The 25737-nt window shown below is 65.3% G+C and carries 23 protein-coding genes and 1 tRNA gene; 12 read left to right on the top strand and 12 right to left on the bottom strand.

Annotation, left to right across the window (positions count from 1 at the left end; all coding sequences use genetic code 11):
* Positions 1 to 1885 (top strand): ATP-binding protein (locus WAO18_RS05610; RefSeq protein WP_422204571.1); only part of this gene is annotated, 1885 nt, incomplete at its 5' end.
* Positions 1886 to 1919: 34 nt separating this feature from the next.
* Here the strand turns inward: WAO18_RS05610 and WAO18_RS05615 are convergent.
* From WAO18_RS05615 to WAO18_RS05635, 5 genes are all read right to left on the bottom strand, one after another.
* Positions 1920 to 3287: a cytochrome P450 gene (locus WAO18_RS05615; RefSeq protein WP_422204574.1), complete on the bottom strand. Its 1368-nt coding sequence runs from the start codon at positions 3285 to 3287 to the stop codon at positions 1920 to 1922.
* 84 nt (positions 3288 to 3371) lie between these two features.
* Positions 3372 to 5000, bottom strand: a complete 1629-nt coding sequence (locus WAO18_RS05620; RefSeq protein WP_422204632.1) for an ABC transporter family substrate-binding protein — start codon at positions 4998 to 5000, stop codon at positions 3372 to 3374.
* Between the two features lie 28 nt (positions 5001 to 5028).
* Entirely contained in the window at positions 5029 to 6864 is a 1836-nt protein-coding gene (locus WAO18_RS05625; RefSeq protein ID WP_422204575.1) for a dipeptide ABC transporter ATP-binding protein, read from the bottom strand.
* Positions 6861 to 7778: an ABC transporter permease gene (locus WAO18_RS05630; protein WP_422204576.1), complete on the bottom strand. Its 918-nt coding sequence runs from the start codon at positions 7776 to 7778 to the stop codon at positions 6861 to 6863. The genes WAO18_RS05625 and WAO18_RS05630 overlap by 4 nt, the downstream gene beginning before the upstream one ends.
* A complete protein-coding gene (locus tag WAO18_RS05635) occupies positions 7775 to 8752 on the bottom strand; it encodes an ABC transporter permease (protein ID WP_422204577.1) in 978 nt (325 codons plus the stop codon). The genes WAO18_RS05630 and WAO18_RS05635 overlap by 4 nt, the downstream gene beginning before the upstream one ends.
* A gap of 177 nt (positions 8753 to 8929) precedes the next feature.
* Between WAO18_RS05635 and WAO18_RS05640 the strand changes: the two genes are divergently transcribed.
* From WAO18_RS05640 to WAO18_RS05660, 5 genes are all read left to right on the top strand, one after another.
* Positions 8930 to 9421 (top strand): beta-class carbonic anhydrase, encoded by a 492-nt coding sequence (locus WAO18_RS05640; RefSeq protein WP_422204578.1) that lies wholly within the window; start codon positions 8930 to 8932, stop codon positions 9419 to 9421.
* A 260-nt stretch (positions 9422 to 9681) separates the two neighbouring features.
* The gene (gene cysD / locus WAO18_RS05645; RefSeq protein ID WP_422204580.1) at positions 9682 to 10614 is read left to right on the top strand and encodes a sulfate adenylyltransferase subunit CysD; all 933 of its coding nucleotides are present in this window, start codon (positions 9682 to 9684) and stop codon (positions 10612 to 10614) included.
* Positions 10614 to 12467 carry an adenylyl-sulfate kinase gene (cysC, locus tag WAO18_RS05650; protein ID WP_422204582.1) on the top strand — a complete coding sequence of 618 codons (1854 nt, stop codon included), beginning with the start codon at positions 10614 to 10616 and terminating at the stop codon, positions 12465 to 12467. Before cysD ends, cysC begins: the two co-directional genes overlap by 1 nt.
* The gene (locus tag WAO18_RS05655) at positions 12464 to 13210 is read left to right on the top strand and encodes a 3'(2'),5'-bisphosphate nucleotidase CysQ (protein ID WP_422204584.1); all 747 of its coding nucleotides are present in this window, start codon (positions 12464 to 12466) and stop codon (positions 13208 to 13210) included. The genes cysC and WAO18_RS05655 overlap by 4 nt, the downstream gene beginning before the upstream one ends.
* Before the next feature lie 28 nt (positions 13211 to 13238).
* Entirely contained in the window at positions 13239 to 13721 is a 483-nt protein-coding gene (locus WAO18_RS05660; protein ID WP_422204633.1) for an Rrf2 family transcriptional regulator, read from the top strand.
* Here WAO18_RS05660 and WAO18_RS05665 read toward each other — a convergent pair.
* Together WAO18_RS05665 and WAO18_RS05670 are read right to left on the bottom strand one after the other, a co-directional pair.
* Positions 13718 to 14107, bottom strand: a complete 390-nt coding sequence (locus WAO18_RS05665; RefSeq protein WP_422204586.1) for a VOC family protein — start codon at positions 14105 to 14107, stop codon at positions 13718 to 13720. The two genes, WAO18_RS05660 and WAO18_RS05665, sit on opposite strands and share 4 nt — an antisense overlap.
* Before the next feature lie 49 nt (positions 14108 to 14156).
* On the bottom strand, positions 14157 to 14570 hold the full coding sequence (locus WAO18_RS05670; protein WP_422204588.1) for a VOC family protein: 414 nt from the start codon (positions 14568 to 14570) through the stop codon (positions 14157 to 14159).
* 76 nt (positions 14571 to 14646) lie between these two features.
* Between WAO18_RS05670 and WAO18_RS05675 the strand changes: the two genes are divergently transcribed.
* From WAO18_RS05675 to WAO18_RS05685, 3 genes are all read left to right on the top strand, one after another.
* Positions 14647 to 15531: an LLM class flavin-dependent oxidoreductase gene (locus tag WAO18_RS05675; protein ID WP_422204635.1), complete on the top strand. Its 885-nt coding sequence runs from the start codon at positions 14647 to 14649 to the stop codon at positions 15529 to 15531.
* Positions 15524 to 15910: a DUF2237 family protein gene (locus WAO18_RS05680; RefSeq protein WP_422204589.1), complete on the top strand. Its 387-nt coding sequence runs from the start codon at positions 15524 to 15526 to the stop codon at positions 15908 to 15910. Before WAO18_RS05675 ends, WAO18_RS05680 begins: the two co-directional genes overlap by 8 nt.
* Before the next feature lie 62 nt (positions 15911 to 15972).
* Positions 15973 to 18606: an FAD/NAD(P)-binding protein gene (locus tag WAO18_RS05685; RefSeq protein WP_422204591.1), complete on the top strand. Its 2634-nt coding sequence runs from the start codon at positions 15973 to 15975 to the stop codon at positions 18604 to 18606.
* 44 nt (positions 18607 to 18650) lie between these two features.
* On the opposite strand, the gene WAO18_RS05690 is transcribed toward WAO18_RS05685, so the two are convergent.
* Positions 18651 to 20039, bottom strand: a complete 1389-nt coding sequence (locus tag WAO18_RS05690; RefSeq protein WP_422204592.1) for a DUF2254 domain-containing protein — start codon at positions 20037 to 20039, stop codon at positions 18651 to 18653.
* Positions 20040 to 20195: 156 nt separating this feature from the next.
* Here WAO18_RS05690 and WAO18_RS05695 point away from each other — a divergent pair, with 156 nt between their 5' ends.
* Positions 20196 to 20708, top strand: a complete 513-nt coding sequence (locus tag WAO18_RS05695) for a DUF4232 domain-containing protein (protein WP_422204594.1) — start codon at positions 20196 to 20198, stop codon at positions 20706 to 20708.
* Positions 20709 to 20767: 59 nt separating this feature from the next.
* Here WAO18_RS05695 and WAO18_RS05700 read toward each other — a convergent pair whose 3' ends face one another.
* The gene (locus WAO18_RS05700) at positions 20768 to 21610 is read right to left on the bottom strand and encodes an FkbM family methyltransferase (RefSeq protein WP_422204596.1); all 843 of its coding nucleotides are present in this window, start codon (positions 21608 to 21610) and stop codon (positions 20768 to 20770) included.
* Positions 21611 to 21731: 121 nt separating this feature from the next.
* Between WAO18_RS05700 and WAO18_RS05705 the strand changes: the two genes are divergently transcribed.
* Complete coding sequence (locus WAO18_RS05705; protein ID WP_422204598.1) at positions 21732 to 22052, top strand: hypothetical protein; 321 nt, start codon at positions 21732 to 21734, stop codon at positions 22050 to 22052.
* 116 nt (positions 22053 to 22168) lie between these two features.
* Positions 22169 to 22357 carry a hypothetical protein gene (locus tag WAO18_RS05710; protein WP_422204600.1) on the top strand — a complete coding sequence of 63 codons (189 nt, stop codon included), beginning with the start codon at positions 22169 to 22171 and terminating at the stop codon, positions 22355 to 22357.
* An 85-nt stretch (positions 22358 to 22442) separates the two neighbouring features.
* Here the strand turns inward: WAO18_RS05710 and WAO18_RS05715 are convergent, their stop codons facing one another.
* The 3 genes from WAO18_RS05715 to WAO18_RS05725 form a co-directional block, all read right to left on the bottom strand.
* On the bottom strand, positions 22443 to 23810 hold the full coding sequence (locus WAO18_RS05715) for a cytochrome P450 (protein ID WP_422204602.1): 1368 nt from the start codon (positions 23808 to 23810) through the stop codon (positions 22443 to 22445).
* Between the two features lie 171 nt (positions 23811 to 23981).
* Positions 23982 to 24791 carry a phthiotriol/phenolphthiotriol dimycocerosates methyltransferase gene (locus tag WAO18_RS05720; RefSeq protein ID WP_422204604.1) on the bottom strand — a complete coding sequence of 270 codons (810 nt, stop codon included), beginning with the start codon at positions 24789 to 24791 and terminating at the stop codon, positions 23982 to 23984.
* Positions 24792 to 25569: 778 nt separating this feature from the next.
* Positions 25570 to 25642, bottom strand: a tRNA-Arg gene (locus WAO18_RS05725).
* Positions 25643 to 25737: the final 95 nt, after the last annotated feature.

Below are 25737 nucleotides of genomic sequence, written 5' to 3' on the forward strand. Positions count from 1 at the left end.
GAGGCAGGCTGCCGCGCAGGCCGCCGCCGACGCCATCGCCCGGCTCACCGAGCAGGTGCGCGAAGCCGAGCTGATCGCCGCCGCAGCGAGTGCTACCAGCACCGCGTCGAGCGCCGCCCACACCGAGCGGCTTCGGTTGTGCACCGAAAACGACTCGCGCACGGCTATAGTCGCGGCACTGGAAGACGAGGCCCGCGAGGCCGCCGAAGCACAGGCGCTCGCGCGCGACGTCACTGTCGAGGCCGACGCCGCCGTCGAGCGGGCCGATGAACTTCTGGTCGCCGCCCAGCAGCGCGCCGACACCGCGCGCCGTCAAGTCGACGACCTGGTTCGCCGCGACGAGACGCAGCGCCTGACGACCAAGATCACGAAAATCGATGCCGCGCTCAGCGAGCGGGACGAGGTCACGAAAGAGCTGTCGACGATCACCGTGACCGACGACCTGCTCCGGCAGATCGAACAGGCCGCGGTGGCCGTCGAGCGGACGGAAAGCCAACTCGCATTGGTTTCGGCGACAGTCGAATTCGTCGCCGTCGCCGACATCGAGCTGGTTGTCGGCGATCAGCGGGTGTCGCTACCTGCCGGCGAACGCTGGTCGACCGTCGCGAACGCCGAGACCGAGATAGCGATTCCGGGCATTGCGACCGCCCGCGTCACGCCTGGCGCGTCAGCACTCGATATCCAGGAGCAATACGCTGCGGCGCAACAGAAGTTGGCCGTCGCGCTGGCGCTCGCACAGGTCGCGGACCTCGCTGCGGCACGGCACGCCGAGCGGCGGCGCCGCGAACTCGAGAGTTGTCGCGATCAGCTCACCGCGACGCTGACCGGGCTGTGCGGCGACGATGATGTCGAGCAACTGCGCGCCCGGCTTGTGGAATTGCAAGCATTGCCAACATTTCCCGACGACGCCACGGTCGACGGCGGCGCCGCGCGCGCCGAACTCCTCGAAGCGGTCGCGGCCCGCGCGCAGGCCGGTGTGGACTGCGAAACCCACCGCAAAGTTGCGGCGCTGGCGATGAAGAAACTCACCGAGGTATCCACGCGGGCAACGCGGGTGCACGACAAGCTGGCGGCCCAGCGAACCGAGCTGGTCACCGTCACCAGCCGGCTGGCCGAACAACGCGCCGTGGTGCCCGACGAACGACTGGCAGCGGACGTCGACGCCGACACGACCGCGGCGCACACCGCTGCAAGCCGCGTCGCCGAACTGTCCGAGCAGTTGGCCGCCGCGGCTCCCGATGCGGTCGCCGCGGAGCGCACCGATGCCATCGCGGCCGCCGCGGCACTGCGTGAGCGCCACGACAAAATCGCGCGCACCCTGCATGAGATCGCCGCGCAGCTCACGGTATTCGGCACCGAAGGCCGCAAGGGCAAGCTCGACGCCGCGGAGATTCAGCGCGAACACGCCAGGAACGAGCACGATCGGGTCGGTCGCCGGGCCAGGGCCGTGCAGTTGCTCCGCGACGTGATGGTGCGTCACCGCGACACCACCCGCCTGCGCTATGTGGAGCCGTTCCGCGCCGAACTGCAGCGGCTCGGCCGCCCGGTTTTCGGCCCGAGTTTCGAAGTCGACGTCGACAGCGACCTGTGCATCCGCAACCGCACCTTGGACGGTTGCACCGTCCCCTATGAATCATTGTCGGGCGGGGCCAAGGAACAACTCGGCATCTTGGCGCGACTGGCCGGCGCGGCCCTGGTTGCGAAGGAGGACGCCGTCCCGATCATGATCGATGATGCGCTCGGCTTCACCGATCCGCAGCGGTTGGTGAAGATGGCGACGGTGTTCGACACGCTGGGCGAACGCGGCCAGGTGATCGTATTGACCTGTACGCCAGGTCGATACGACGGCATCAAGGATGCGCAGCGGATCGAACTGTGCGCCTGAGGGTTCGCTAGGTACACACCTCGCGTCGGCTATTTCACCGTCGCGCGTCGACGTGGGCCGGGATCGGCCCCTTCGCGACAGTGGTGCACGGCGACTCGAGCGGAAAGTCCTTGTCCGTCGAACGGATCCGGATAGACCGAACGACGGTGGCGAGCGCGAGGGTCGTCACCAACATCGCGAAGTGTTCACCGATGCACGAACGTGGCCCGGCGGCGAACGGGATGAACTGCCAGCGGTCGCGGTTCGTGGAGTTCTCCGGGCTGAACCGATCGGGGTCGAAGACCAGCGGGCGTTCCCACAAGGCCGGATCCCGGTGCAGGGCATTGATCCCGACGGCCACAATGGTGCCCGCTTCCACTCGGTAGCCGTCTACCGCGATGTCGCACAGCGCCAACCGGCCGACCCCCGCGGCCGGCGGGCACAGTCGCAACGACTCGTTGAGCACCTGGGCGGTGTATGCGAGCCGGGGGACATCGTCGGGTGTCAGTTCTCTATCGCCGATCTCGGCGACCTCGGCGGCGATCCGGTTCTGGATGTCGGGATGGTGCCCCAGTTCCCACAAGGCGTAGGTCAGCATCGTCGCCGTTGTGTCGTGGCCGGACAGCATGAAGATCAGCAGCTCGTTGCAGATGTCGTCGTCGGAGAGCGGCCGGGCGGTGTCTGGGTCAGTGGCCGCGATCAACGCTTGAACCAGCGGTGCATCGCGGGTCGGATCTGCGCGGCACGCCTGCAGGATGTCCATGGTGACCTGGCGCATCGCCGCCACCGCGGCGCGAGCGCGACGGCGTGACGGCGTCGGGAGCCACCGGGGCGCCCGTATCGGCCGTAACGCACGATCGGTCGCGTAGGCCGATGCGACGTGCATGTTCTGTGCGATCTGGCTACCGAATTCGTTGACGTCGACACCGAGAATCGAGCGGCCGAGCGACCGCATGGCGAGTCGGCGGCACTCAGCATCGAGGTCGACGTCACCTACCTCGCGCCAGTGATCGGCGAACGTTTGCGCCGCCTGCGTCATGTGTTTGCCGAAGCCGTCGACGTTTTGTTTGGTGAATACCGGTTGTAGTGCGCGTCGGCGCGGAGCCCATTCTCGGTTGGGCAGGACAAACAGGTTGTCGCCCGCCACGTTCCGCACTTCCTGGTGGATCTGGCATCGCTCGGTGAGTCCGTCCGTGCGACCCAACACATCGCGCACCCCGTTGGGCGAGGTGACCAACACGAGGGCCGGGGCAACGAACCTTGGCAGCGGTACGAAGCGGGTCACCGGTCCGCCTGCTTTGCTCAGCAGTGGTAGTCCGGTGTGCAAGACTCGCGCCGCCGACAGCACCTGTCGAATGGGCAGCGGATTTTTCGGCGCGAGCGGAAGCGCGGCAACGTCGAGTCGGCCGATCGTCGCGGTCATGGCATCAAGAATTATGCACGTGTCTAGCGGATTGCAAGACTTTGCGCGTATTCCTGCCGCCAGATCCGGGTCCACGCTGCTACCTCAGCGCATGAAGCCGATCGCGGTGTAATCCAGGTCGGCCAGCCCGGCCGCGCCGAAGTTGGCCAGCGAGCTGTTGACCGCTAGGTTGCCGGGGGACTGGATCAGCGGCAGGCTGAATCCCTCGGCCCAGATCAGCTTGTCGACCTCGTTGGCCCGTGTCCGTGCTTTGGCCGGGTCCAGCTCTTGGAGCGTCTGCTCGATCTTGGCGTCGATGTCGGGGCCGCCGATCTTGCCGAAGTTGCTCTCCCCGGTGGACGCGTAGATCTGGGTGAGCGCCGATAGCGGGAAAGCGTCTCCCATCCAACCGAATTGGGCGATGTCGAACGCCCCGACGTTGATGTAGTTGGTGAAGAAGCCGCTGCCGGCCTTGGCCATCAGTTCGAGTTTGACACCGATTTGGGCGAGGCTGTGCTGCGCGATCAGACCGAACTGCCGACTGGTCTGCGCGTCGTAGAACAGGTCGCGCACCACCAACTGCTGGCCGTCACGTTCACGGAACCGCCCGTGGAGTTTCCAGCCAAGCGCATCGAGGTCGCGTTTGGCCTTCTCCGGGTTGTAGGCGACGACGCCGCTGTTGTCTTCGTAGCCCTGCTGGCCCTCGACGTAGATGTGGTTGTTCAGCGCCGCCGGGTGGCTGCTGAGCCCGTGCTGGGTAACGGCGGCGATGCTCTGCCGGTCGATGCCCTCGGCGACGGCGCGGCGCAACGCCGGGTCGGACAGGATCGAGCCCTTCGCGCCGTTGAAGGTGAAGTGATACCAGCTGGGAGTCGGCGCGCGCCGGATCGAGATACCTTCGGTCCGCCGAGCGATCGTCATCTGGTCCAGGCCGGCCACGCCGGTCGCGTCGATGGCCTTGTTCTGCAACGCCGGCAGGCGTGCGGCATCGTCGAGCACCAGGAACGTCATGCGATCCAGCCGTGGCCGCTCACCCCACCATTTGGGGTTGCGGGTCAACACAATTCGCTGCTTAGTCCGATCCAGCGCCGAGACGACGAATGGCCCGGCCGACGGTCCGGGACCGGAAAGCTGTGCGGTGTTGAACGCCTCGGGAGTTGCGGTCATGCGCTTTGGAAGAAGCATGGTGTTGCCGGCGAACATGCCGCGCCACTCGGCATACGGCTTGGCGAAGGTAACCACCGCCTGGCGGTCGTCGACGCCTTGAGTCACCGACTTGACCCGCTCGCTGCCGTTGGTGCCGGCGATCGCGAAGTTTTTGTCAGCCCCGCTGGTGGCATGGACCTGGCTGGCGATGTCCTCCCAGTTGAGCGGTGTGCCGTCCGACCAGATTGCTTTCGGGTTAATGGTGTAGGTGACGACCTGCGGGTTGGTCCCGGTGAGTTCGACGCTGCTGAAGTAGTCGGTGTCGACGGTGGTGGAGCCATCGGGCCCGATGACGAACGCACGCGGCATGGTGGCTTTCAGCATCGCGCCGACATCGGCGGAGTTGCCGTCGATGTGCAAGGTATTGAAGTTGGACGGGAATTCGGTCAGCGCTAGCCGCAGGTCGCCACCGTCGCGCAGCGTCGCGGGGTTCTGCGGGTTGATATCGCTGGTGGCGCCGACGGCGGTGGCAGGACCGGCCGGCACATAGTCGGCGCCCGACGAACAACCGCCTGCGATCAGGCTCACGGCGAGCGCGATCGCCGGCACTAAACGCTTAGCCACGAGCCGAATCCGGTTGCGGCACCGCGGCCAGCAAGCGCCGCGTGTATTCGTGTTGTGGCCGGTCGAAGATGTCGTCGCTGTCGCCCTGCTCCACGATGACACCGCGCAGCATCACCGCGACCTGGTGCGCGAGATGCTTGACCACCGAAAGATTATGCGAGACGAACAGATACGACAGGCCGAGCTCTTGCTGCAGGTCGAGCAGCAGGTTGATGATGCCGGCCTGGATCGAGACGTCGAGCGCGGAGACGGGTTCGTCGAGCGCCAGGATCTTGGGCCGCAGCGCCAACGCGCGCGCGATCCCGATGCGCTGCTTCTGCCCGCCGGAGAATTCCGCCGGGTAGCGGCTGGCATCGGCGTGCGGCAGCCCGACCGTGTCGAGCAGCTCGGCGACCCGCTTGCTGGTATCGGCCTTGCTGAATCCGTTGGCGTGCAACGGCTCCGCCAGCAATTCGAATACCGGCAGCCGCGGATCCAGTGACGCCGCCGGATCCTGAAAGATGACCTGAATGTCGCGCCGCATCGCCCGGCGACTCGAGCTGCTCAGCGTGGCGACGTCGGCCCCCAGCACATCGATCGAACCCGATTGCGGTGCAACCAACTCGAGAATCTCGTGCAGCGTCGTCGACTTCCCCGAGCCCGACTCGCCGACGATGGCCAGCGTGCGCCCCTGCCGCAGTTCGAAGCTGACGCCGTCGACCGCGCGGACCTCGCCGATATTTCGGCGAAACAACACGCCTTTGGTCAGCGGATACGTTCTGACCAGATCGCGGACCCGCACCACGACAGATGGTTCGCCGGGCGCGACGGCGTCGGCCTCGGTGCTGACTCCGTAGATCTCGGGAGCAGTACGGCCGACAACGTGTTCGGTGCGGATGCAGGCCGCCCCGTGCTCGGGAGCCACCGTTAACAGCTCGGGCTCCGCGGCGCGACACTCGTCGACGACCAGCGGACATCGAGGCGCGAATGGGCATCCCGGTTCAAGGGCCGACAGCGACGGGGGAGCGCCCGGGATCGGCACCAGCCGGGTTCCCTGTGGGGCGTCCAGCCGCGGTACCGAACCCAATAACCCTACGGTGTAAGGCATCCGGCGATCGCGGTAGACATCTCCGACGGCGGCCGACTCGACGATCTTGCCGGCATACATCACCAGTGCGCGGTCGGCGAATTCGCCGACCACCCCCAGATCGTGCGTGATGATGAGCACCCCGGCCCCGGTGACGTCCCGAGCGGTCTTGAGCACCTCGAGAATCTGCGCCTGCACGGTGACGTCGAGTGCGGTTGTGGGCTCGTCGCAGATCATCAGGTCGGGGTCGTTGGCGATCGCAATCGCGATGACGACGCGCTGGCGCTCGCCGCCGGAGAGTTCGTGCGGAAAGGCGCGTGCGCGCCGATCGGGCTGGGCTATGCCGACCAGTTCGAGCAATTCGACCGCGCGCCGGCGGGCCGCCTTCCTTCCGGTGCCCGGCTGGTGCACCTCAATGGCCTCCGCGATCTGATCGCCGACGGTGTACACCGGCGTCAGCGCCGACATCGGGTCCTGAAACACCGTGCCGATCGTGTTGCCGCGAAACCGTGACATCGCCTCGTCGGGGAGTCCGACCAGCTCGTTTCCCTGCAGCCGAACCGATCCGCGAACATCGGCGTACTCGGGAAGCAGGCCCACCACCGCCATCGCCGCGGTCGACTTGCCCGAGCCGGATTCGCCGACGATCGCGACGACCTCGCCGGAATCGACATGAAAGCCGATGCCGCGCACCGCTTTCAGTGGGGCACCGTCGGTTGGGAAGGTGACGGCCAAGTTGGTGACGTCCAGTAGCCGGCTCACCGGCGGCCTCCTCGCAACGCGCCGCTGGCTGGATCAAGCGCGTCGCGCAGACCGTCGCCGGTCAAATTGGCGCACACCAGGATCAACACCAGGACGCCCGCGGGGAACAGGAACACCCATGGGAAGCTGGTCGCAGACTGGGTGCCGTCGGCGATCAGTGTCCCCAGCGACACATCGGGAGGCTGGATACCGAAACCGAGGAAGCTCAGACCGGTCTCGGCCAAGATGGCCACGGCGACGTTCAGCGCGCTGTCGATGATCAGGATCGACGCCACATTTGGAACCACGTGATGGGTGATGATCCGCCGGCTGGAGACGCCCATGTACCTTGCGGCGCGGATGAATTCGCGTTCGCGCAGGCTCATCGTCATGCCGCGGACCATCCGCGAGCTGACCATCCAGCCGAATCCCGACAGCAGCAGCACCAGCACGATGACGTTGCCGGAGCTCTTGGTGCGCGGGGTCAGGATCATGATCAGCAGAAAGGCCGGCACCACAAGCATGAGGTCGACCAACCACATCAGCGCCCGGTCGCGCCAACCACCGAAGTAGCCCGAGATCGACCCGACGGTGGCCGCGATGCCGGTGGAGATGAGGGCCACGCACACCGCGATCAGCATCGACTTCTGCATGCCGCGCAAGGTCTGGGCCAGCAGATCCTGGCCAAGTGCGTTGGTACCCAACCAGTGTCGGGTGTCGGGCGGCTGGAGGAGTGCGTTGAAGTCGAGATCGGAGTAGGAGTAGGGCAGAAACGACGGCGCCGTGTAGCAGCCGATGAACAGCACCAGCAGCACGATCAGCGACGCCACCGCCGACGGGCGGCGCAGAAAACGACGCAACACCAACGTGCGTCGCGAGGCGAATTCCGGTGTCTCCAAGCCTGATTTGGCGTGCAGGGCGGCAGCGTCGGTCATGACACCCGAACCCGGGGATCAAGCGCGGCGTAAATGAAATCGGAGAGCAGACCCGCCAGCAACACCACCGCGCCGGCGAACACCGTGATCGCGGCGACGATGTTGGTGTCCTGGGTCGCCACGCCCTGCACCATCCACTCACCCATGCCGTGCCAGCCGAAGATCTTCTCGACGAACACCGCGCCGGTGACCAGACCGGCCACGCCGTAGGCGAACAGGGTGGCCAGCGGTATCAGTGCCGTGCGCAGACCGTGCTTGATCAGAGCGCGGCGGCGGCTCAGGCCTTTGGCGCGTGCGGTGCGGATGAAATCCTGGCCGAGTACGTCGAGCATCGCGTTGCGCTGATAGCGACTGAACCCTGCAGCGGTGCCCAGCGTCAGCGTGAGCGTGGGTAATACCAAGTGCTGCAAGCGATCCACGAATTGTGGCCACGCTCCGTCGATCAACGCCGGCGACGTTTCTCCGGTGTATTGGAACAGTTGTGTACCCAGTGCCCAGTTCACCCGCAGGGCCCCGAGGATCAGCAGGTTGGCGATCACGAACGTCGGGGCGGACAGCACCAGCAGCGACAGCATCGTGATGACGCGATCGCTCAGCCGGTACTGGCGGATCGCCCCCCAGGCGCCGAGCACGACCCCGATGATGGTGCCCGCCACCGAACCGATGACCAGCAGTCGAAGGCTGACGCCGATGCGGCGCCACAACTCGCCCGACACGGGCTGGCCGGTCACGGTGGCGCCGAAATCACCGCGCACCGCGTGTGCGGCCCAGCCCGCGTAACGCAACGGGACGGGCTTGTTCAGGCCGAGCTGAGCGGCCTTGGCATCGATCACCGCCTGCGGCGGACGCGGGCTGCGCTGCATCAGGCTTTCCAGCGGTGAGAACGCCACCGAGGTAAGGCAGAAGGTCAGAAACGACGCCAACGCCAACAGCACGACGTAATTCAACATGCGACGTGCGAGGAAGCGGGTCATGGCTACTGCCTTCGCCGCTGTCGCATTCGCACAGACTAAGAGACGCATCATCGATCAGCGTGAGCAACTGCACTGCGTATTGGGATCGGGTTGAGCCGGACCGGTGAAGTAATGGCCGTCAACTCGTAAAATTGTTGGCCGAACTGCTGGATTCAGCGATCGGACGAGGAGACGGCTGTGACGGTCACCGATGACTACTTAGCCAAAAATGCCGAATATGCCAAGTCCTTCGAAGGTCCATTGCCGCTGCCGCCGAGCAAGCATGTCGCGGTGCTGGCGTGCATGGATGCCCGACTCGACGTGCACAGCCTGCTCGGCATCAAAGAGGGCGAGGCGCATGTCATCCGCAACGCCGGCGGGGTGGTCACCGACGATGCGATCCGGTCGCTCGCGATCAGCCAGCGATTGCTGGGAACCACCGAGATCATCCTGATTCACCACACCGACTGCGGGATGTTGACCTTCACCGACGACGACTTCAAGCGTGCGATCCAGGACGAGACCGGGGTCAAGCCGCCGTGGTCGGCCGAAGCCTTCCCCGACCTCGCCGAAGATGTCCGGCAGTCGTTGCACCGCATCAAGCACAGCCCGTTCGTCACCAAGCACTCGTCGGCGCGTGGATTCATCTTCGACGTCGCGACCGGCAAGCTCACCGAGGTCACCGGCTAGCGATCGAGCCCGCCCCATCAGACCCAACAGTCTCTTCAATCGCTGAGCCAGGGACTGCTGTCTCCCGCGTTTCGACACCACCGGCGATATCACTCTCGAGGAGCGAGCTTGTCGCTCGAAGGCGGGCACATCGATCGCCAGCGAGGCCGGGGGATTGCAGGGGCAGAAGTGGTTGACAGAGCCACCCTCGGCTGGTTTCATACTGGGTATTGCTCATAATCTTGACCAAAACTACCAACTTTACCGAGAATCGGGGGCTGATGACCAGCCAAGAGGCAACCGCCGGCCCGGCAGCGGGGCAGTACGAATTGAGTCATCTGCGCTCTCTGGAGGCCGAGGCGATCCACATCATCCGCGAGGTGGCCGCCGAGTTCGAGCGTCCGGTGCTGCTGTTCTCGGGCGGCAAGGACTCGATCGTGATGCTGCATCTGGCGCTGAAGGCCTTCCGCCCCGGCCGCCTGCCGTTCCCGGTGATGCACGTCGATACCGGTCATAACTTCGACGAGGTCATCGCCACCCGCGACGAGTTGGTGGCCGAGACCGGCGTCCGGTTGGTGATCGCCAAGGTGCAAGACGACATCGACGCGGGCCGGGTGGTCGAAACCATCCCGTCGCGCAACCCGCTTCAAACCGTGACGCTGCTGCGCGCGATCGGGGAGAACAAGTTCGACGCCGCATTCGGCGGAGCCCGCCGTGACGAGGAGAAGGCACGAGCCAAAGAGCGGGTGTTCAGCTTCCGTGACGAGTTCGGTCAATGGGACCCGAAGGCACAGCGGCCCGAACTGTGGAACATCTACAACGGCCGGCACAACAAGGGCGAGCACATCCGCGTGTTCCCGCTTTCCAACTGGACCGAATTCGACATCTGGTCTTACATCGGCGCGGAGAAGATCAAGCTGCCGTCGATCTACTACGCCCACCAGCGCGAAGTTTTCGAGCGCGACGGAATGCTGCTGGCGGTCCACCGCCACCTGCAGCCGCGGGCTGACGAGAAGGTGGTCGAGAAGACCGTCCGGTTCCGCACCGTCGGCGACGTCACCTGCACGGGCTGTGTCGAATCCGACGCTTCCACCGTGGCCGAGGTCGTCGCCGAGACGGCGGTGTCACGGCTGACCGAGCGAGGTGCCACCAGAGCTGACGACCGGATCTCCGAAGCCGGGATGGAAGACCGCAAGAGGCAGGGGTATTTCTGATGGGTGCATCCACCACGCTGCTGCGCATCGCGACGGCCGGTTCGGTCGACGATGGCAAGTCCACTCTGATCGGGCGGCTGCTCTACGACTCCAAGGCCGTCATGGACGATCAGTGGGCCTCGGTCGAGCGGACCTCCAAAGATCGCGGCCACGAGTACACCGACCTGTCACTGGTCACCGACGGGCTGCGCGCCGAGCGGGAACAAGGCATCACGATCGACGTCGCCTACCGCTACTTCGCCACTCCCAAGCGCAAATTCATCATTGCCGACACCCCCGGTCACATTCAGTACACCCGCAACATGGTGACCGGCGCATCCACCGCCCAACTGGCCATCGTGCTCGTCGACGCCCGCCACGGTCTGCTGGAGCAGTCCCGTCGGCACACCTTCCTGGCGTCGCTGTTGGGCATCGAGCACATCGTGCTCGCGGTCAACAAGATGGACCTGATCGATTGGGACAAAGAAGCTTTCGAGGCGATCCGCGACGAGTTCTACGCCTTCGCCACCCGCCTGGACGTCCAAGACGTCCTCACCATCCCGATGTCGGCGCTACACGGCGACAACGTCGTCACCAAGTCCGAGCACACCCCGTGGTACGAGGGCCCGACGCTGCTGTCACACCTCGAAGAGGTCTACATCGCGGCCGACCGCAACCTCGTCGACGTCCGGTTTCCGGTGCAGTACGTCATCCGTCCGCAGACCCGCGATCACCAAGACCACCGCAGCTACGCGGGCACCGTCGCCAGCGGTGTGATGCGTCCCGGCGATGACGTCGTCGTGTTGCCGACCGGCAAGCCCAGCAGCATCACCGCGATCGAGGGCCCGAACGGGCCGGTGGACGAGGCATTTCCACCGATGGCCGTCTCGGTGAGCCTTGCCGACGACATCGACATCTCGCGCGGTGACATGATCGCCCGGCCGGCAAATGCGCCCAGGGTCACTCAGGACTTCGATGCGACGGTCTGCTGGATGGCCGACGCCTCGGCGCTGGAGCCCGGGCGGGACTATCTGATCAAGCACACCACCCAGACCACGCGGGTCAGGATCACCGGGCTGGATTACCGGCTCGACGTCAACACGCTGCGCCGAGACAAGGACGCAACGGCGTTGCAGCTGAACGAACTTGGCCGCGTCTCGCTGCGCTCCCAGGTGCCGCTGCTGCTCGACGAGTACACCCGGAACGCCAGCACAGGGTCTTTCATCCTGATCGACCCGACCACCAACGGGACCGTTGCGGCCGGCATGGTGCTGCGCGAGGTTTCCAACCTGTCGTCGAGCCCCAACACCGTGGTGCACCAGTCGCTGGTGACCGCCGAGGATCGGATGTCGAGGGGCCGCACCCTGTGGTTCACCGGGCTTTCGGGTTCCGGCAAGTCGTCGGTGGCCATGCTGGTCGAGCAGAAGCTGCTCGAAAAAGGCGTTCCCGCTTACGTTCTCGACGGCGACAATCTGCGCCACGGCCTCAACGCCGACCTGGGTTTCAGCATGGCCGATCGGGCCGAGAACCTGCGCCGGCTGGCACACGTCGCGGCCCTGATCGCCGATTCCGGCCACACCGTGCTGGTGCCCGCGATCAGCCCGCTGGAAGAGCATCGCGACCTGGCCCGCGCGGTGCATGCCGACGCCGGCCTCGACTTCGTCGAGGTGTTCTGCGACACCCCACTCGAGGACTGCGAGCGTCGAGACCCAAAGGGCCTCTACGCCAAGGCGCGGGCGGGTGAGATCACGCACTTCACCGGAATCGACAGCCCGTATCAGCGACCGAAGAACCCCGACCTGCGGCTCACGTCGGACCGCAGTTGTGACGAACTGGCTCAGCAGGTCGTCGAGCTGATCGAGGCCCGGAGTTGAGCGACCACAGTGACTACAGCGACCATGCGGTTGCCGCCCGGCTGGCTACCGAAGCCGGACAGCTGCTGCTTGAGGTGCGCGAGGAACTCGCCGACGCCACCGAGGCCGATCGAAAAGCCGCGGGGGACAAGCGGTCCCACGATTATCTGATGGAAGCGCTGGCGCGCGAGCGCCCGGATGATGCGGTGCTGTCCGAAGAGGGCATCGACGACCCGGTGCGCTTGACCGCACAACGGGTGTGGATCGTCGACCCGCTGGACGGCACCCGGGAGTTCTCCGAGCTCGGCCGCGAGGACTGGGCCGTGCACGTCGCGCTGTGGCAATCCGGCGCGCTGATCGCCGGCGCGGTTGCGCTTCCGGCGCAAGGCGTTACGTTGGCCACGCCCGATCCGGTACCGCCGCCGTCGTATTCCGGAGCGCCCCGCATCGTGGTTTCGCGTACCCGCCCGCCGGCGGTTGCGCTGGAGGTCCGCGATCACCTGAACGGCGCGCTGGTGGAGATGGGTTCGGCGGGAGCGAAGGTGGCCGCCGTCATTCAAGGGTTGGCCGACGTGTATGTCCACGCCGGCGGGCAGTACGAGTGGGATTCGGCGGCTCCGGTCGCGGTGGCCCGCGCCGCCGGGCTGCATACCTCGCGCATCGACGGGTCGCGGCTGGAGTACAACCGGGCCGACCCGCGGCTGCCCGACCTGGTGGTGTGCCGCCCCGAATACGCCGACGCCGTGCTCGCGGTGACCGGCTGAGTTGCAACCGGTGGGAGAATCCCATTCCATGCGGATGTCGGCGAAGGCGGAGTACGCGGTGCGGGCGATGGTCGAGCTGGCCACCGTCGATGACGGCCTGCTGGTCACCACCGACGATCTCGCCAACGCGCAGGGAATTCCGCCGCAGTTTCTTGTCGACATCTTGTCCGTCCTGCGCGCCGACCGGCTGGTGCGCAGCCACCGCGGACGAGACGGCGGCTACGAATTAGCCCGTCCCGGAACCGAAATCAGCATCGCTGACGTGTTGCGCTGCATCGACGGCCCACTGGCCAGCGTCCGCGACATCGGGCTGGGCGATCTGCCCTACGCGGGTCCGACCGCGGCGCTGACCGATGTCTGGCGGGCGCTGCGGGCCAGCATGCGCTCGGTGCTGGAGCGGACCAGCCTGGCTGACGTCGTGGCGGGGGCTTTGCCCGAGCACGTCGGTCGGCTGGCCGACGACTACCGCGACCAGGAGAGCCGCCGGCACGCCCAGCGCGGCGCCGGCTAGCTGCCCGATCCGTAGGGACGGGTGAGGATCTCCATGGAGTGCCCCGCCGGATCGGGAAAGTAAACCCCGCGGCCGTCGTCGCGGGTGTTGATCTCGCCGGGCCGTTGGCGGCCCGGGTCCGCCCAATGTTGCAGCCCGCGGGATTGGATTTTGCCGTAGATCGCGTCGAAGTCATCCTCGGAGACCAGGAACGCGTAGTGCTGCGGTCGGATCTCCTGGCCATCGGACACATCGGCATAGTCAAGGGTCGCGCCGTGCTCGAGCGCGATGGTGATGAAGGGCCCGAACGGCACAGGGCTGGGCAACCCGAACAGCTCGCTGAGAAACTCCGCCGACTTCCGTTTGTCGTGTGCGGCGACGATGGTGTGGTTGAACGCAATAGGCATTGTGCTTGCCAGTCAACCACTCTGGCCGGCCCGCCGCCATAAGCCGGCGCTACTTGGGTGCGGTCAGCTCCAGGGCGATGTTGTCCGGGTGGCGGAACTCCAGAATGTAGCTCGGTCCGATGTCTTTGACCGGCTCGTGGTCGATGCCGAGCTCGTCGAGATGCTCTGCCGCGAATTCCAATTCGGACTTGTCGGCTGCCCGGAACGCGATGTGGTCCAGGCCGGCGCGGTCCTCGTGGAAGCGGTCGGTGGCCACCGGTCGCAGCGCGAGCAACGCGCCGCCGAGGTCGTAGATGACACCGCCGAACAGAAACGCCAACTGGCTGCGGGTTGCCTCGTCGGCATTGTCGGGCACCTCGAGCAGGACGGGCCACCCGAAGACGCTCTCGTAGAACCGTCGAGATCGCTCGATGTCGGTGACGGTGAGCCGCACGTGTGCGATCGAGTTGGCGGTGATGACCATTCCGACGATGCTGCCACGTCGGCGGCCCTGGGCACCCAACAGTCTGCATGTCAGAATCGCGGTCGTGCAGGTAGCGATGACCATGCCGGTCATGGAGCCGGACTTGGACGCCGCCGTGCTGCGGAGTTGGGCGGCGGCCGTCGACCAGGGCCCGTTCTCGGCGCTGTGCTGGGGCGAGCGGATGGCCTTCGACAACCCGGAGACATTGACGTTGATGGGCGCCCTGGCCGCGTGGACCGATCGGGTCCGTTTGGTGACGACGGTGATCGTGCCGCAATTGCACGACCCGGTGATGCTGGCCAAGGCGTTGGCGACGGGGGACATGCTGTGCGGCGGCCGGTTGACCGTGGGCCTTGGTGTCGGTGGCCGGGTCGAGGATTACCACGCGGTTGGCGCGGATCCGGCTACGCAGACCATCCGCGGGCTGGCCGAGCTGGTCGCGGTGATGAAGCGGGTATGGGTCGGCGAGAAGATCACCGAGTCGCGGCTGCCGGTCGGGCCCGCACCGGCTCAGCCGGGTGGGCCGCCGCTGCTGGTCGGAACCATCGGGCCCAGGACCCTTCGCAGCGCCGCGGCATGGGCCGACGGACTGGCCGGCACCACGCTGGATCTCGACGTGGCCAAGCAGAACGAGTTGTTCGACGTCGCGCGCGACGCTTGGGCCGAGGCCGGCAAGCCCAAGCCGCACCTGGCCACCTCGTTCTGGTTCGCGCTCGGTGACGTCGACAATGCCCGCACGCAGGTGCACCGGCACCTGCGTCGCTACATGAACTGGATACCGGCCGAATACGTCGACGCGATGGCGCCCACGACCGGCTTCGCCGGAAGCGAAGAAGGTCTCGTCGCGGTGCTGCGCGAATTCGAAGCTGTCGGAACCGACGAAATCCAGCTCATTCCAACCAGTTCCGATGTCGATCAACTTCGACGCGTGGCCGAGATTGTGAGGGCGATCGATGGCTGACCGTAATGTGCTTGGTGGTCCGCTGGAACCGTGCGGTAGCGAGCCACTCACCGGCTTCTACCGCGACGGCTGCTGCTCGACCGGGCCGGAAGATCTTGGTTTGCACACGATCTGCGCGGTGGTGACTGCGGAATTCCTCGAGCATCAGCGCATGATCGGCAACGATCTGTCGACACCGATGCCGCAGTTCCGGTTTCCGGGCCTGGTGCCCGGGGACCGTTGGTGCGTCACCGCGGGCAACTGGCTGTTGGCTTATCGCGACGGTTTCGCCGCTCCGGTGGTGCTGGCGTCCACCCACGAGCGCACGCTCGACATCGTGCCGCTGGAAGCGCTGCAGCAGCACGCCGTCGACGTTCCCGACGACCTGGGTGGCTTGTAAGGTTTTTGCCCGGTATCGCGCGTTGGGCAGCTCAATCCGTTGGTGAGATATAGCCTTCCGCCATGATGCGGATCGCGATCGTGGGTGGTGGAGCTGCGGGGGTGCTCGCCGCGGCGCATCTGCGCCGGCGCAAGCCGGACGTACAGATCACAGTGATCGACGCGTCCGGGCATCCCGGTACTGGCGCGGCATACGGCACCGACGATTCCACCCACTTGCTCAACGTTCCCGCGCAACGCATGTCGGCGTGGCCGGACGATCCCGATCACTTTTGCCGCTGGCTCGACGAACGAGCGGTCTGGCCGTTCGAGGGCTTCGCCCCGCGGCTTGCCTACGGCCGCTACCTGCAAGAACAGCTCGCGGTCGCCGATGTGCGAATGGAAAATGCCGAGGTTGTGGGAGTGACACCGGGCTCTCCCGCGCGTCTCGCGCTGAAGGACGGGCGGTGGTTATCGGCCGACGCCGTCGTGCTGGCGTCCGGTCGCCCGCAAGGAAGCATGCCCGACGCGTTGGAACGGGCCTTCGCTCCGGTACTGGCCGCAGGAGCCGACGGCCGAGTGGTGCTGGACCCTTGGGCACCCGGCGCACTCGCGGCTCTTGGTGCCCGTCGGCCCGCCGACGCCTTGGTGATCGGTTCGGGACTCACCGGCATCGACGTTGCGCTGCACCTCATCGCCCGGGGGGCCACGGTCACGCTGCTGTCACGTCACGGCGCGCTGCCGCGTCGATTCCGCGCCACGGGCGCGCCGACGGAGTTGCCTCACCTCGATGCCCTCGCTGAGGAGGTCTCGCTCGAGGAATTGCGCACCGCGCTCGCCGCGGACCTTGCCCACGCGCGTGTCGCCGGCGCGGATTGGCGCCAGGTCGTCGACGCGGTACGGCCGCACACCGCCCGGCTGTGGCAGTCCTTGGGATGGGAAGACCAGCGTCGGTTCCTGCGCGAGGATCTGCGGGAGTGGGAGGTGCTTCGACACCGGATGCCGCCCACGATTGCCGACGCGATCAACGACGCGATCGACAAGGGTCAACTGATCATCGAGGCGGGCGAGGTCGCCGATGTGTCGTTGCACGGCAAGGGCGTTCAGCTGGTTGTCACGACGAGCGACGGATCGGTGCGCCGGCGGGGTGACGCGGTGGTCGTAGCGACCGGCGGAGCCTGGGATCGGCGGTCACTGCATCGTTCCCCGCTCTGGGTGAACCTCTTGGCCAACGATGTCGCGTCATTGCACCCGTGCGGCGTCGGCGTGCGACTCGATGCGGATGGCCATCTGATCGATGGGTCCGGTCACACGGTTCCGAACATCGTCTGCATCGGCTCCATCCGTCAGGGTGAATTGTGGGAAACGACTGCGATTCCCGAGATCCGAACGCAAGCAGCCGCCATCGCCGAGTTGCTTGCCGACGACACTCGTGACCACCCGGTGCGGGCGCCAGGTCTCATCCGGGCTGCCCCGGAGTTGACGGGTGCCGCCGCGTCGTATGCCGAGGGTGTGCGTCGTCTGCTCGCCGTTCAAGACGGCGCGTCGACCGCCTTCGCCGCCGCGGTGGCCGAAGATCCGAACCATGCGCGGGCTCATGTAGCGCTGGCGATGATCGCGACGGAACGGCCCGACCGCGCGGGCGGGCCGGACGCGGTGACCGGTCACCTCGCCCGGGCGCGCGCCGCGCTGGCACACGGCAGCGACGAAGACCGTAGCCACGTCGAGGCGATCGCGACGTGGTGCGAGAAGGGCAACGCGGCGGGAACCGACGCCCTCATCGACCACCTGGACCTCGTCCCGGACGACGCGGTCGCGTTGCTGGTGCTCGCGCCGTCGATTGCGTTCGCCGGCGCCGGAGACGCGTTGCCGGATGCGTGGCAGTACGTCGAGCGATTTACCGGCGTGCACGGCGAGGCGCCGTGGTACCTCGGGTTACGCGCCTACGGCCGAACGGAACAGGGCCTGTGGTACGACGCAGCCGACTTAGCCGACGCCGCATTGGAACTCGATCCCGGCAACGGCAACGCCGCGCATGCGCTGACACACGTGCACTATGAAACCGATGCGCATGGGGCCGGGCTCAAGTGGCTGACGGACTGGATCCCTGGCGACGGCAGCACGCAGCGCTACGTTCCGCACTTTCAGTGGCACGCCGCGCTGCACGAACTCGCGATGGGCGATGCGCCCGCTGCGGCGCGACGGTACAACGCCTTTCTGGCGCCGCCCCATTCGAAGGACGTGCGATGTCTGGTCGATGCGGGTTCACTGGCATGGCGGGCGCGGCTGCATCCGGATTGGGTCACTCCACCGGATCCGATGCTGATCATCGCCGAGGTCGATTCGCTGGCATACCGGCCGCAAACCCCGTTCATCGCGTTCCACGCGTTGCTGGTGCTGGCCGCGGCGAATGATCCGGCCGCGATCCGCGCGATCGACGTCCCGGGCGCGACGGATGCGCAGGCGATGACGTTGCGTCTGATCGGTGAAGGGCTTATCGCGCTGACGGCGGGTGAGCCGCGCGCCGCACTCGACTATCTCCTCGAATCGCTTCCCGGCCTTCCGTCGATCGGCGGCAGTCGGGTGCAACAAGAGGTGGTCCTGGAGACGGCGTTGGCCGCGATGCTTCAACTCGGCGCACCGGGCCAGGCCGCGCGCCTGTTGTCGCGGCACCGTGCCGCGCCGGGGCCGCAGGTGACCCGCGGCGCGGTGAACTGACCTGGCGTGCAAGGGATCACGACGTCTCGATGCTGAACCCCCGGTCAGCTGAAGCCGTATTCCGGTTGCACATGATTCCCGGCAGAGCCACGCAGCCGGGCATAGACACTGGCTACGGCGCTGAAGCGGCGTTCGACGGCGAGGCGGTCGAACTCTTCGGGCACTGACTCGACGTTGGCGCGTTGAATCATGTCGGCTTCGTTCATCAGTGCACGAGCCTGATCGGGGTCGGTGGTCTGCTCCATGATCGCTTTGATCGCTTCAAGTTGGCGCATCAGTAGGGCGGGCATACCGCGACTGGCCTGGCGGATCTTGTCGAATGACCGCTGTACCAAATTTTGGTAACTGACCTGTTCGCAAATGACCCGGATGGCGCCGGTGCGGTCGCGGTAGGCCTGTGCCGGCGTCCACACTTTCGCGAGCTTGCACAGCGTGTTGCTGAGCCAGTCCACGCAGGTCAACGCCGTGTATGTGTCGTTGACCGCCGGCGAGAGTGCCCGGATGGCGATCTCGACCAGTTGGTCGATACCGAAGGCGGGGTCCTGGGCCAGTGTGCGGACCGGGCCGGTGACCTGTGCTCGTTTCAGGCGGCGGGTCATGCGGTCGGCAGCCTCGGGCGGCCACACTGCGGCGAGTTCACTGTCCTCGACCAAGAAGTTCCCCGGGCGATAGGGCAGGTGCACCACCGCGTCGGCGGCCGACGCGGCGCGAATCAACATGCCGTAGCGGATGGCCTGCAGGTAACCGCCTTTCGGGGTACGGATCGTCGCGCCTGAAGACTTGATGGTGTCGACCAGGGCGGCGATTTCTTCACTGTCATCTGGCTCGTCTGCGGTGGCCATCCGGATGTCGGGCCTTCGCACATGGAGGTAGCGCCTCAAATCTCCGGCAATACTGGCGATCACGAAGGGCAGCTGAATCTGGATGGCGATGTGGTGCAGGAAGTAGATGAGTACCGCCAAATCGACGAGCACCAGCAGGAATACCACGTCGACGGAAAAGTGCGGCACGAACACTCCGTGCTCTGCCGGACCGATTGCCAGCAGCACCAACACGCAGTACACCGCGGTCGCCACAAAGGTGCCCAGCGTCAACTGGGTACCGCGATCGCGGATGAAGTTACGTAGCATTCGGGGCCCGAATTGCGTTGACGCCAGCGTCAAAGTGACGATCGTGACCGAGAAGTTGATCCCGATCACCGTCATGATCGCTGCGGCCACAGCGAGGAGAATCTCGCGTGCGGTGTCTGCGCTGCCGGCTTCCACCCATTTCGGAAGTGTGAGTGCGCCGTGGTAGACGGCACGATCTACCTCCAAGGTGGCCCAAAATAGGAAGACCGACGCGACCACTTCCATGCTTGGGACCAGCCAGAAGTTGGTCCGCAGTATTTCGCGTCGCCACTGCGACAAAGACATCCCCGCGATAAATTGCATCAGGCCAGGCTAAAGGACCGAGCCAGTTCTCCCCGGCTCGGGTCTCGCCGATTCGGAAATCTTTGAATTACGCATGAGTCGGGCCTAATATCGGCCACAATATCCTTAATTGAATCCTGACACGGCATCCGAGTGCCATGAGCAATTGGGGAAATCATGAAGCCGTTACGGACATTGGCCGCTTCACTCGTCGTTGCGGCCGCAACACTGACTCTGCCCGCTACTGCGTTCGCCGGTGGACCACCCAATGACGGCGGCGGTGGCGGTGCTGCGGCCACGTCAGGCACGTGTGGCGATGGCGACCTCGCGGTCACCAACGGGCCGATCGAGCCGGCCAACACGTTGCGCCGGGTCGTCGTCTCGTTCAAGAACACATCGCCGAACATGTGCATGCTCGTCGGCTACCCCGACGCGAACCTGGTCACCGCCGCAGGCGGCGTGCTGGTTCACGTCGAGCCACGGCAAGCCCCGGCGGCACATGTGCTGCACCTCAACCCCGGCGACATCGCGAACGCTGACGTTCAGTCGTCTGCGCTGGACGTCAATGGGTCGGGAAACCCTTGCCCCCGCGAAGGCACGCTGGTAGTGACCGCGCCGAAAGGCTCAGTCGCGCACACGCTTCCAATCGCATTACCCATCTGCAGCGCGACGATCAGCTCGGTGGACTAAGGCCGTTATGCGACGGCTTATCGTGTGGTTCGGCGCGATGAACTGACCGGCTCGCGCGGCTACTCGAAGAGTTGCAGAAACCGTTCGACGGCGTCGGCCGCTGCGTGCCCGCGCCCTTGTAGCTCGGAAACGCAGTAGATGGCCAAGTCGACGGATCCATAGATGTGAAAAGCGATCATCGCCAAATGTGAAAGCTGTTCGCTGTCGAGTCTTTCCGGGTGAGCGAGGTCGCGGACGTAGACGATGTCGGCCTCGAGCAGCTGGTTACCCGGGTTGCGGGCGTCGCCGCTGAACACCGTTGGAGCAATCGGCCACTTCTTCACCTCGGGCATCGCATGCGGCGCAAACCCCTGCGACCGCAACTCGCTATCCACTTCGCCGAACGTGGGCTGATCCTGGTAAAGCGGGACGAAAGACACCTCGGTCTGCACTGCGACCGCGTTGCGCAGTCGTTCGCGTCCATGCTGCAAAACCATCAACTCTGCGCCCTGGATATCGATCTTCAGCAGGTCGAAGTCGTCGATGTCGAGGTCATCGAGGCGATGGGTCTGGACGTCGACCTCCTCGACGACCGAACCCCAATCTGGGAACGGCGTGAACAAGCGGAGCTGATTGACGTCGGGCGTCAGCAGGCTGGTCATGCCTTCCGCTTTGGTGATTTTCAGCCGATGCGGGTGGCCGTCGCCCACCACGTGCGGAAGGTATCGCTCCATCGGCCCCTTGCGCAGCTCCAATTCGGCCAGCGCGCGCCGCTGAGGCTCGAACCCGGTGACCCAGCACAGGCCGTCATCAAGCATCTGCTGGTAGCGCGGAGCACCGTCGACGGGGTTGGCGCCGATGTCGAGAATGCTGGTCGGCCGGGAGCAGCCCACCAGATCGCGAAGGAGCAGCGTAGACGTCATGCGCGCGCGACTGCCCAGCCACTATGCGACGCCGAGATTTTGGACACACCGTGCGCTTTCATCCCGCAAAGCATGGCGAACTGATGCCGTTGGCAGCAAGATGCCGACTATGAAGTATGTGATGACCGCGGCACTGATCGCCGCCACCATGCTGACCGCGCCGGTCGGGTCTGCCGACCCCGACCCGCATAAGCCCGACCCGGGTGCCCACTACTGCCCGGGTGGTGGGACGGTCGACATGATGTCCCCTCTCGAGCCGTCGTGCGACGGTGTGCCCTATGACGATGGCGCATACTGGCGCGCCATAAATCGGGGCGCCCCAGGGACGGCATCAATGGTAGTTGTGCAGTGCGTCAAGCCCCCGCCACCGCCCGGACCCTTTGGTGGTCTGGTGCCGCAACAGACCGCACCCGTACCGGCACCGCCAGGCAGTTGCCAGTAAGCCTCTGAACTGCGGTTCGTAACTGCCCCTGGCAGGATTCGAAGCCGAGGCCTTCGGGACGCAAGGATTCCGCAAGGTGTCTGCGGGACGATGCTTTCACTACAGAGGGAGTTGTTATGCAGGTTCGGACAGTGGCGGCTGCTGCGGCGGTCGCGTTCGGGTTGTCTCTTGGTGCGCCGGCGATAGCGTCGGCTGATCCGTGGGTGCCGGGCAGTGGCCCGTTGCATCCGATTCGGCACTATGCCGCGGATTTGACGCACCCGTTCTGGGCGATGAGGCACCCAATCCGCGCGATGATTCCCTGATCTACTGCGGTAGCCCGTGGTCAGGGACTTTTGGTTCTCTGACCTAATTCACCAGGAACTTTCTGGGGACCTGGGACCGCAGACGTCAGTTGCTGTGGTTGACGGCGGATACAGAGCCGGCATCACTCGACGAACTCCCCCGCCGGTGAACGACCGCCCGTGAGCGGCGAGCCGGCACCCAGACGATACCGTCGTTGTGAGGGCGTTCGCCTCGCGCATCGGTTGGCGCGAAACGGAATTCCCGCAGCAGCGTGCGCAGGGTGATGTCCATCTCCATGTTGGCGAACGATGCGCCGGGGCAGCGGTTTACGCCCCCGCCGAACGGAACCCACACGTACGGCGGCGGGCTGGCGCCGACGAAACGGTCCGGGTCAAACGACCCCGCATCCGGAAAAATCTCTTCGGACATATGGGCCAGTTCGTTATAGACGAGCACCGAGGTGTGCTCAGGAATGACCCACTGCCCCAACCGGACTCGTTTATTCGTGCGCCGCACTGAGCCGTCGGAAACGGACCGCACGCGCTGGACTTCGAAGATCGTCGCGTGCCGCAATGCAGATCCGCCGGCGTCGACTTCCTCAGTCAGTCGCGATAGAAGTTCTGGATGACGGCGCAAGCGCTCCAGTATCCAGGCCAATTGTGAGGCGGTTGTCTCGTGACCAGCGGCGACGAAGGTCAGTAATTCGTCGGCGATATGCCGATCCGGGATCGGCTCGCCGTTCTCGTCACGGGCCCGCAACAGAAGCGCGAGCACGTCGGTGCGCTCTTCGAAGGCCGGGTCGGCACGGGCATCGGCGATGAGCGAGTCGATGACAGCATCAAACCGGCGTCGGTACTCCTTGTACCGTCCTCCCGGGCTCCACCGACCGAAGTCACGCCGCACAATCGGCGGAACCATGATGAGTCGGGCGCCAAGCGCCACCAGGGGCGGCAGCAGGGCGCGAAGTTCGTCCAGTGCGGCTTTCTCGGCGCCGAAAACGGCCCGCAGGATCGCGCCGAGGGTGATGCGCAGCATCGGCGCGAGTGTTTCGAACTCGCGGCCCTCCGGCCAGTTCGCGATTTCGCGTATCACCTCGTCTTCGACGATCTGGTCATAGTTTTTCATCCGCTTCCCACGAAACGGTGGGGTCAGTAGTCTGCGGCGCGCGAGGTGCTGCTCGCCGACCAGGCTAAATGTCGAGCCAGGACCGAAAAGCTCACCCAGAGTAAGGAGATCAATCGGGCGTTCGATCAGATCGGTGCTCGCGCTGTAGAGATCCTTGAACAAGGTTGGGTCGCTGACTATTACGGTCTGGCCCATGACCGGCAAATTGAGGGTGAACGTGCCGCCCCACCGCCGGGACAGAGCGCCAAACATTTCACGCTTTGCAGCCAACCATACGATGCCCTGGACCGCCTTCGGCAGTCGAAGCCGGGGCGGTAGCCGCACCGGTTCGGTTGTCGCCGTTGCCATCTCGTATCCTCCCGATATCGTATTTCAACGATCCCCGCGCCGGCACTCCAAAATACCCGAGGTCATCGTGTCCCGGAGACGTTTGCTCGAAAGGCGGAATCCGGCGTTCGTGCAGTGCACTGACAGGAATTAGAACGAGCGCTGGGCCGGCCTCCGCGCGACCGACGTCGCTCAATCCTTGACGAAGCTATACATCCGGTAGGAGTTCCGTCCCCGTTCTAGTTCGCGGTATATCAACGTGCCCGGCACCCCGGCGAATAGTCGGCCGAACGGGCGCATGATCGCGGGCAGACGGTCGACTAGTTGCAGAGACCCAGTCGAATTCTTCCCTAACGCGCGCAGAACCTCCGGATTGATGACGCGTTCGGAAAGCAGCCGCAGCGGGGCGTCGGCCAGTTCCGTCTCCCACTCGGAAATCTCTTGGTGGCCGCGCATATCGGCGTAAAGGAAATGCCCTCCCGGGCGCAGCACACGCGCCACTTCCGCGATGAAACGCGGAAACTGAGGGTAGGCGTGCGAGGCTTCGACATTGAGCACCGCGTCGAAGGATTCATCGGGGAAGGGCAGGTTTTCGGCGTCGCCGTGGACGAAATCGAGGCCCGGCAGCTGGTGTCTTTTTTGGCAGAAGGCGATGCCGTCCGGGTTGAAGTCCAGCCCCGTGTAGGCGACGGGACGTAGCGTCCGCATCAGGTAGGAGGCTCCGCCGCCATGGCCACAACTGACTTCCAGCACCTTCTTGCCGCTGAGGTCAACCTGAGTCGCGGTCTGGTGGTAGAGCTGGATGCCGTACCGGTTTCGCTCGTCGGATTCGTCGAGCGGCAGCCCCAGCGGTGGATCGGCCTCGTAGCCGTAGTTGAGAAATACGACGTCGTCCTCGCCGAACCGGCGGCTAAGCAGGGGGTACCAGTACTTGCTGATGAATTTTTTAGACAACTTGGTCATGCCGATGGGCTTGATGCGAGGCTTGTGGCTGACGGGCATAGCAGGGGAGTATGCCAGCCACAGCAGATCACCGCGCGGGACTCGCCAATCTCGGTGCGCCAGCGCGCTGCCGGGGTATGCGCATTGGCGGGGTTGAAAGTGTCCTATCGGCTCGCATAATTTGCACGCCCAGGTTGAGCAGACCGTAACGAATGAAGACGTTTGGGAGTTCCCTCAAAACGGCCCGGAGCGGGGTGTATTCGCTAAGTCCTCGAACAGCTTTCGCTGTTTTGCAAGCGACGCAATGATGACGAAGATCTCTCGTGCGACCTCATTGCCCTCGGTCAGCAGCAGGACGCCGTATGCATGGAAAGTTGCACGTCGAAACGGCTCCCAAAGTTTTTCGGAGAGCATAGCTCGATAGGTTTGCTCATTTGCTTTGGGGTAGAAGGATTTTCGACGCTAACGCTCCGCGATCCGTCGAGGCGGCTATCCTCAATGTCGTTCAGCGTGCCTGGGCGGCTCTGCGCAGATTGTGCCGCGCTACATCACAGCGTGAGCACGTTGAACCGACCGCTGACGATGATCGCGACGATGGCGACCGTCACGGTCGCGATGTTCCCCTAGTCGACCTCGCCCTGCCGGCCGTAGCCGATGCCCGAGTACGAAGACCAGCACCAGGACGGCGACGATGCCGCCAGCCATCGCCCACGGCGGCGAACGCATGACCCGGAAGTGCTGGCGATGGCTCGCCGGCGCTGGGGAAACATCGCACCCAGATCGCGCGACCGGGGCTGCTACACCGTCCAAATCGCCTCTGAGCTGCAACAAGGCATCGTGCCCCCGGCAGGATTCGAACCTGCGGCCTTCTGCTCCGGAGGCAGACGCTCTATCCCCTGAGCTACGGGGGCGCACACCAAAAACGTTGCGCCAACGGGCCACGACAGACTAACGCATCACAGCGGCCGGTCGAGCACCGGAATGGATTCGAGGGCTGAGGACCTCA

It is taken from the genome of Mycobacterium sp. (assembly GCF_049278535.1).
GTDB lineage: Bacteria > Actinomycetota > Actinomycetes > Mycobacteriales > Mycobacteriaceae > Mycobacterium.

Excerpts from the sequence above, each read along its gene's own strand:
- WAO18_RS05615 (WP_422204574.1), bottom strand. The coding sequence starts at position 3,287 with ATGACCGCGACGATCGGCCGACTCGACGTTGCCGCGCTTCCGCTCGCG.
- WAO18_RS05715 (WP_422204602.1), bottom strand. The coding sequence starts at position 23,810 with ATGGCAACGGCGACAACCGAACCGGTGCGGCTACCGCCCCGGCTTCGA.
- WAO18_RS05695 (WP_422204594.1), top strand. The coding sequence starts at position 20,196 with ATGAAGCCGTTACGGACATTGGCCGCTTCACTCGTCGTTGCGGCCGCA.
- WAO18_RS05690 (WP_422204592.1), bottom strand. The coding sequence starts at position 20,039 with ATGCAATTTATCGCGGGGATGTCTTTGTCGCAGTGGCGACGCGAAATA.
- WAO18_RS05685 (WP_422204591.1), top strand. The coding sequence starts at position 15,973 with ATGATGCGGATCGCGATCGTGGGTGGTGGAGCTGCGGGGGTGCTCGCC.
- WAO18_RS05675 (WP_422204635.1), top strand. The coding sequence starts at position 14,647 with ATGACCATGCCGGTCATGGAGCCGGACTTGGACGCCGCCGTGCTGCGG.
- WAO18_RS05720 (WP_422204604.1), bottom strand. The coding sequence starts at position 24,791 with ATGCCCGTCAGCCACAAGCCTCGCATCAAGCCCATCGGCATGACCAAG.
- WAO18_RS05705 (WP_422204598.1), top strand. The coding sequence starts at position 21,732 with ATGACCGCGGCACTGATCGCCGCCACCATGCTGACCGCGCCGGTCGGG.
- WAO18_RS05710 (WP_422204600.1), top strand. The coding sequence starts at position 22,169 with ATGCAGGTTCGGACAGTGGCGGCTGCTGCGGCGGTCGCGTTCGGGTTG.
- cysD (WP_422204580.1), top strand. The coding sequence starts at position 9,682 with ATGACCAGCCAAGAGGCAACCGCCGGCCCGGCAGCGGGGCAGTACGAA.
- WAO18_RS05680 (WP_422204589.1), top strand. The coding sequence starts at position 15,524 with ATGGCTGACCGTAATGTGCTTGGTGGTCCGCTGGAACCGTGCGGTAGC.
- WAO18_RS05670 (WP_422204588.1), bottom strand. The coding sequence starts at position 14,570 with ATGGTCATCACCGCCAACTCGATCGCACACGTGCGGCTCACCGTCACC.
- WAO18_RS05635 (WP_422204577.1), bottom strand. The coding sequence starts at position 8,752 with ATGACCCGCTTCCTCGCACGTCGCATGTTGAATTACGTCGTGCTGTTG.
- WAO18_RS05660 (WP_422204633.1), top strand. The coding sequence starts at position 13,239 with ATGCGGATGTCGGCGAAGGCGGAGTACGCGGTGCGGGCGATGGTCGAG.
- WAO18_RS05700 (WP_422204596.1), bottom strand. The coding sequence starts at position 21,610 with ATGACGTCTACGCTGCTCCTTCGCGATCTGGTGGGCTGCTCCCGGCCG.
- WAO18_RS05630 (WP_422204576.1), bottom strand. The coding sequence starts at position 7,778 with ATGACCGACGCTGCCGCCCTGCACGCCAAATCAGGCTTGGAGACACCG.
- cysC (WP_422204582.1), top strand. The coding sequence starts at position 10,614 with ATGGGTGCATCCACCACGCTGCTGCGCATCGCGACGGCCGGTTCGGTC.
- WAO18_RS05665 (WP_422204586.1), bottom strand. The coding sequence starts at position 14,107 with ATGCCTATTGCGTTCAACCACACCATCGTCGCCGCACACGACAAACGG.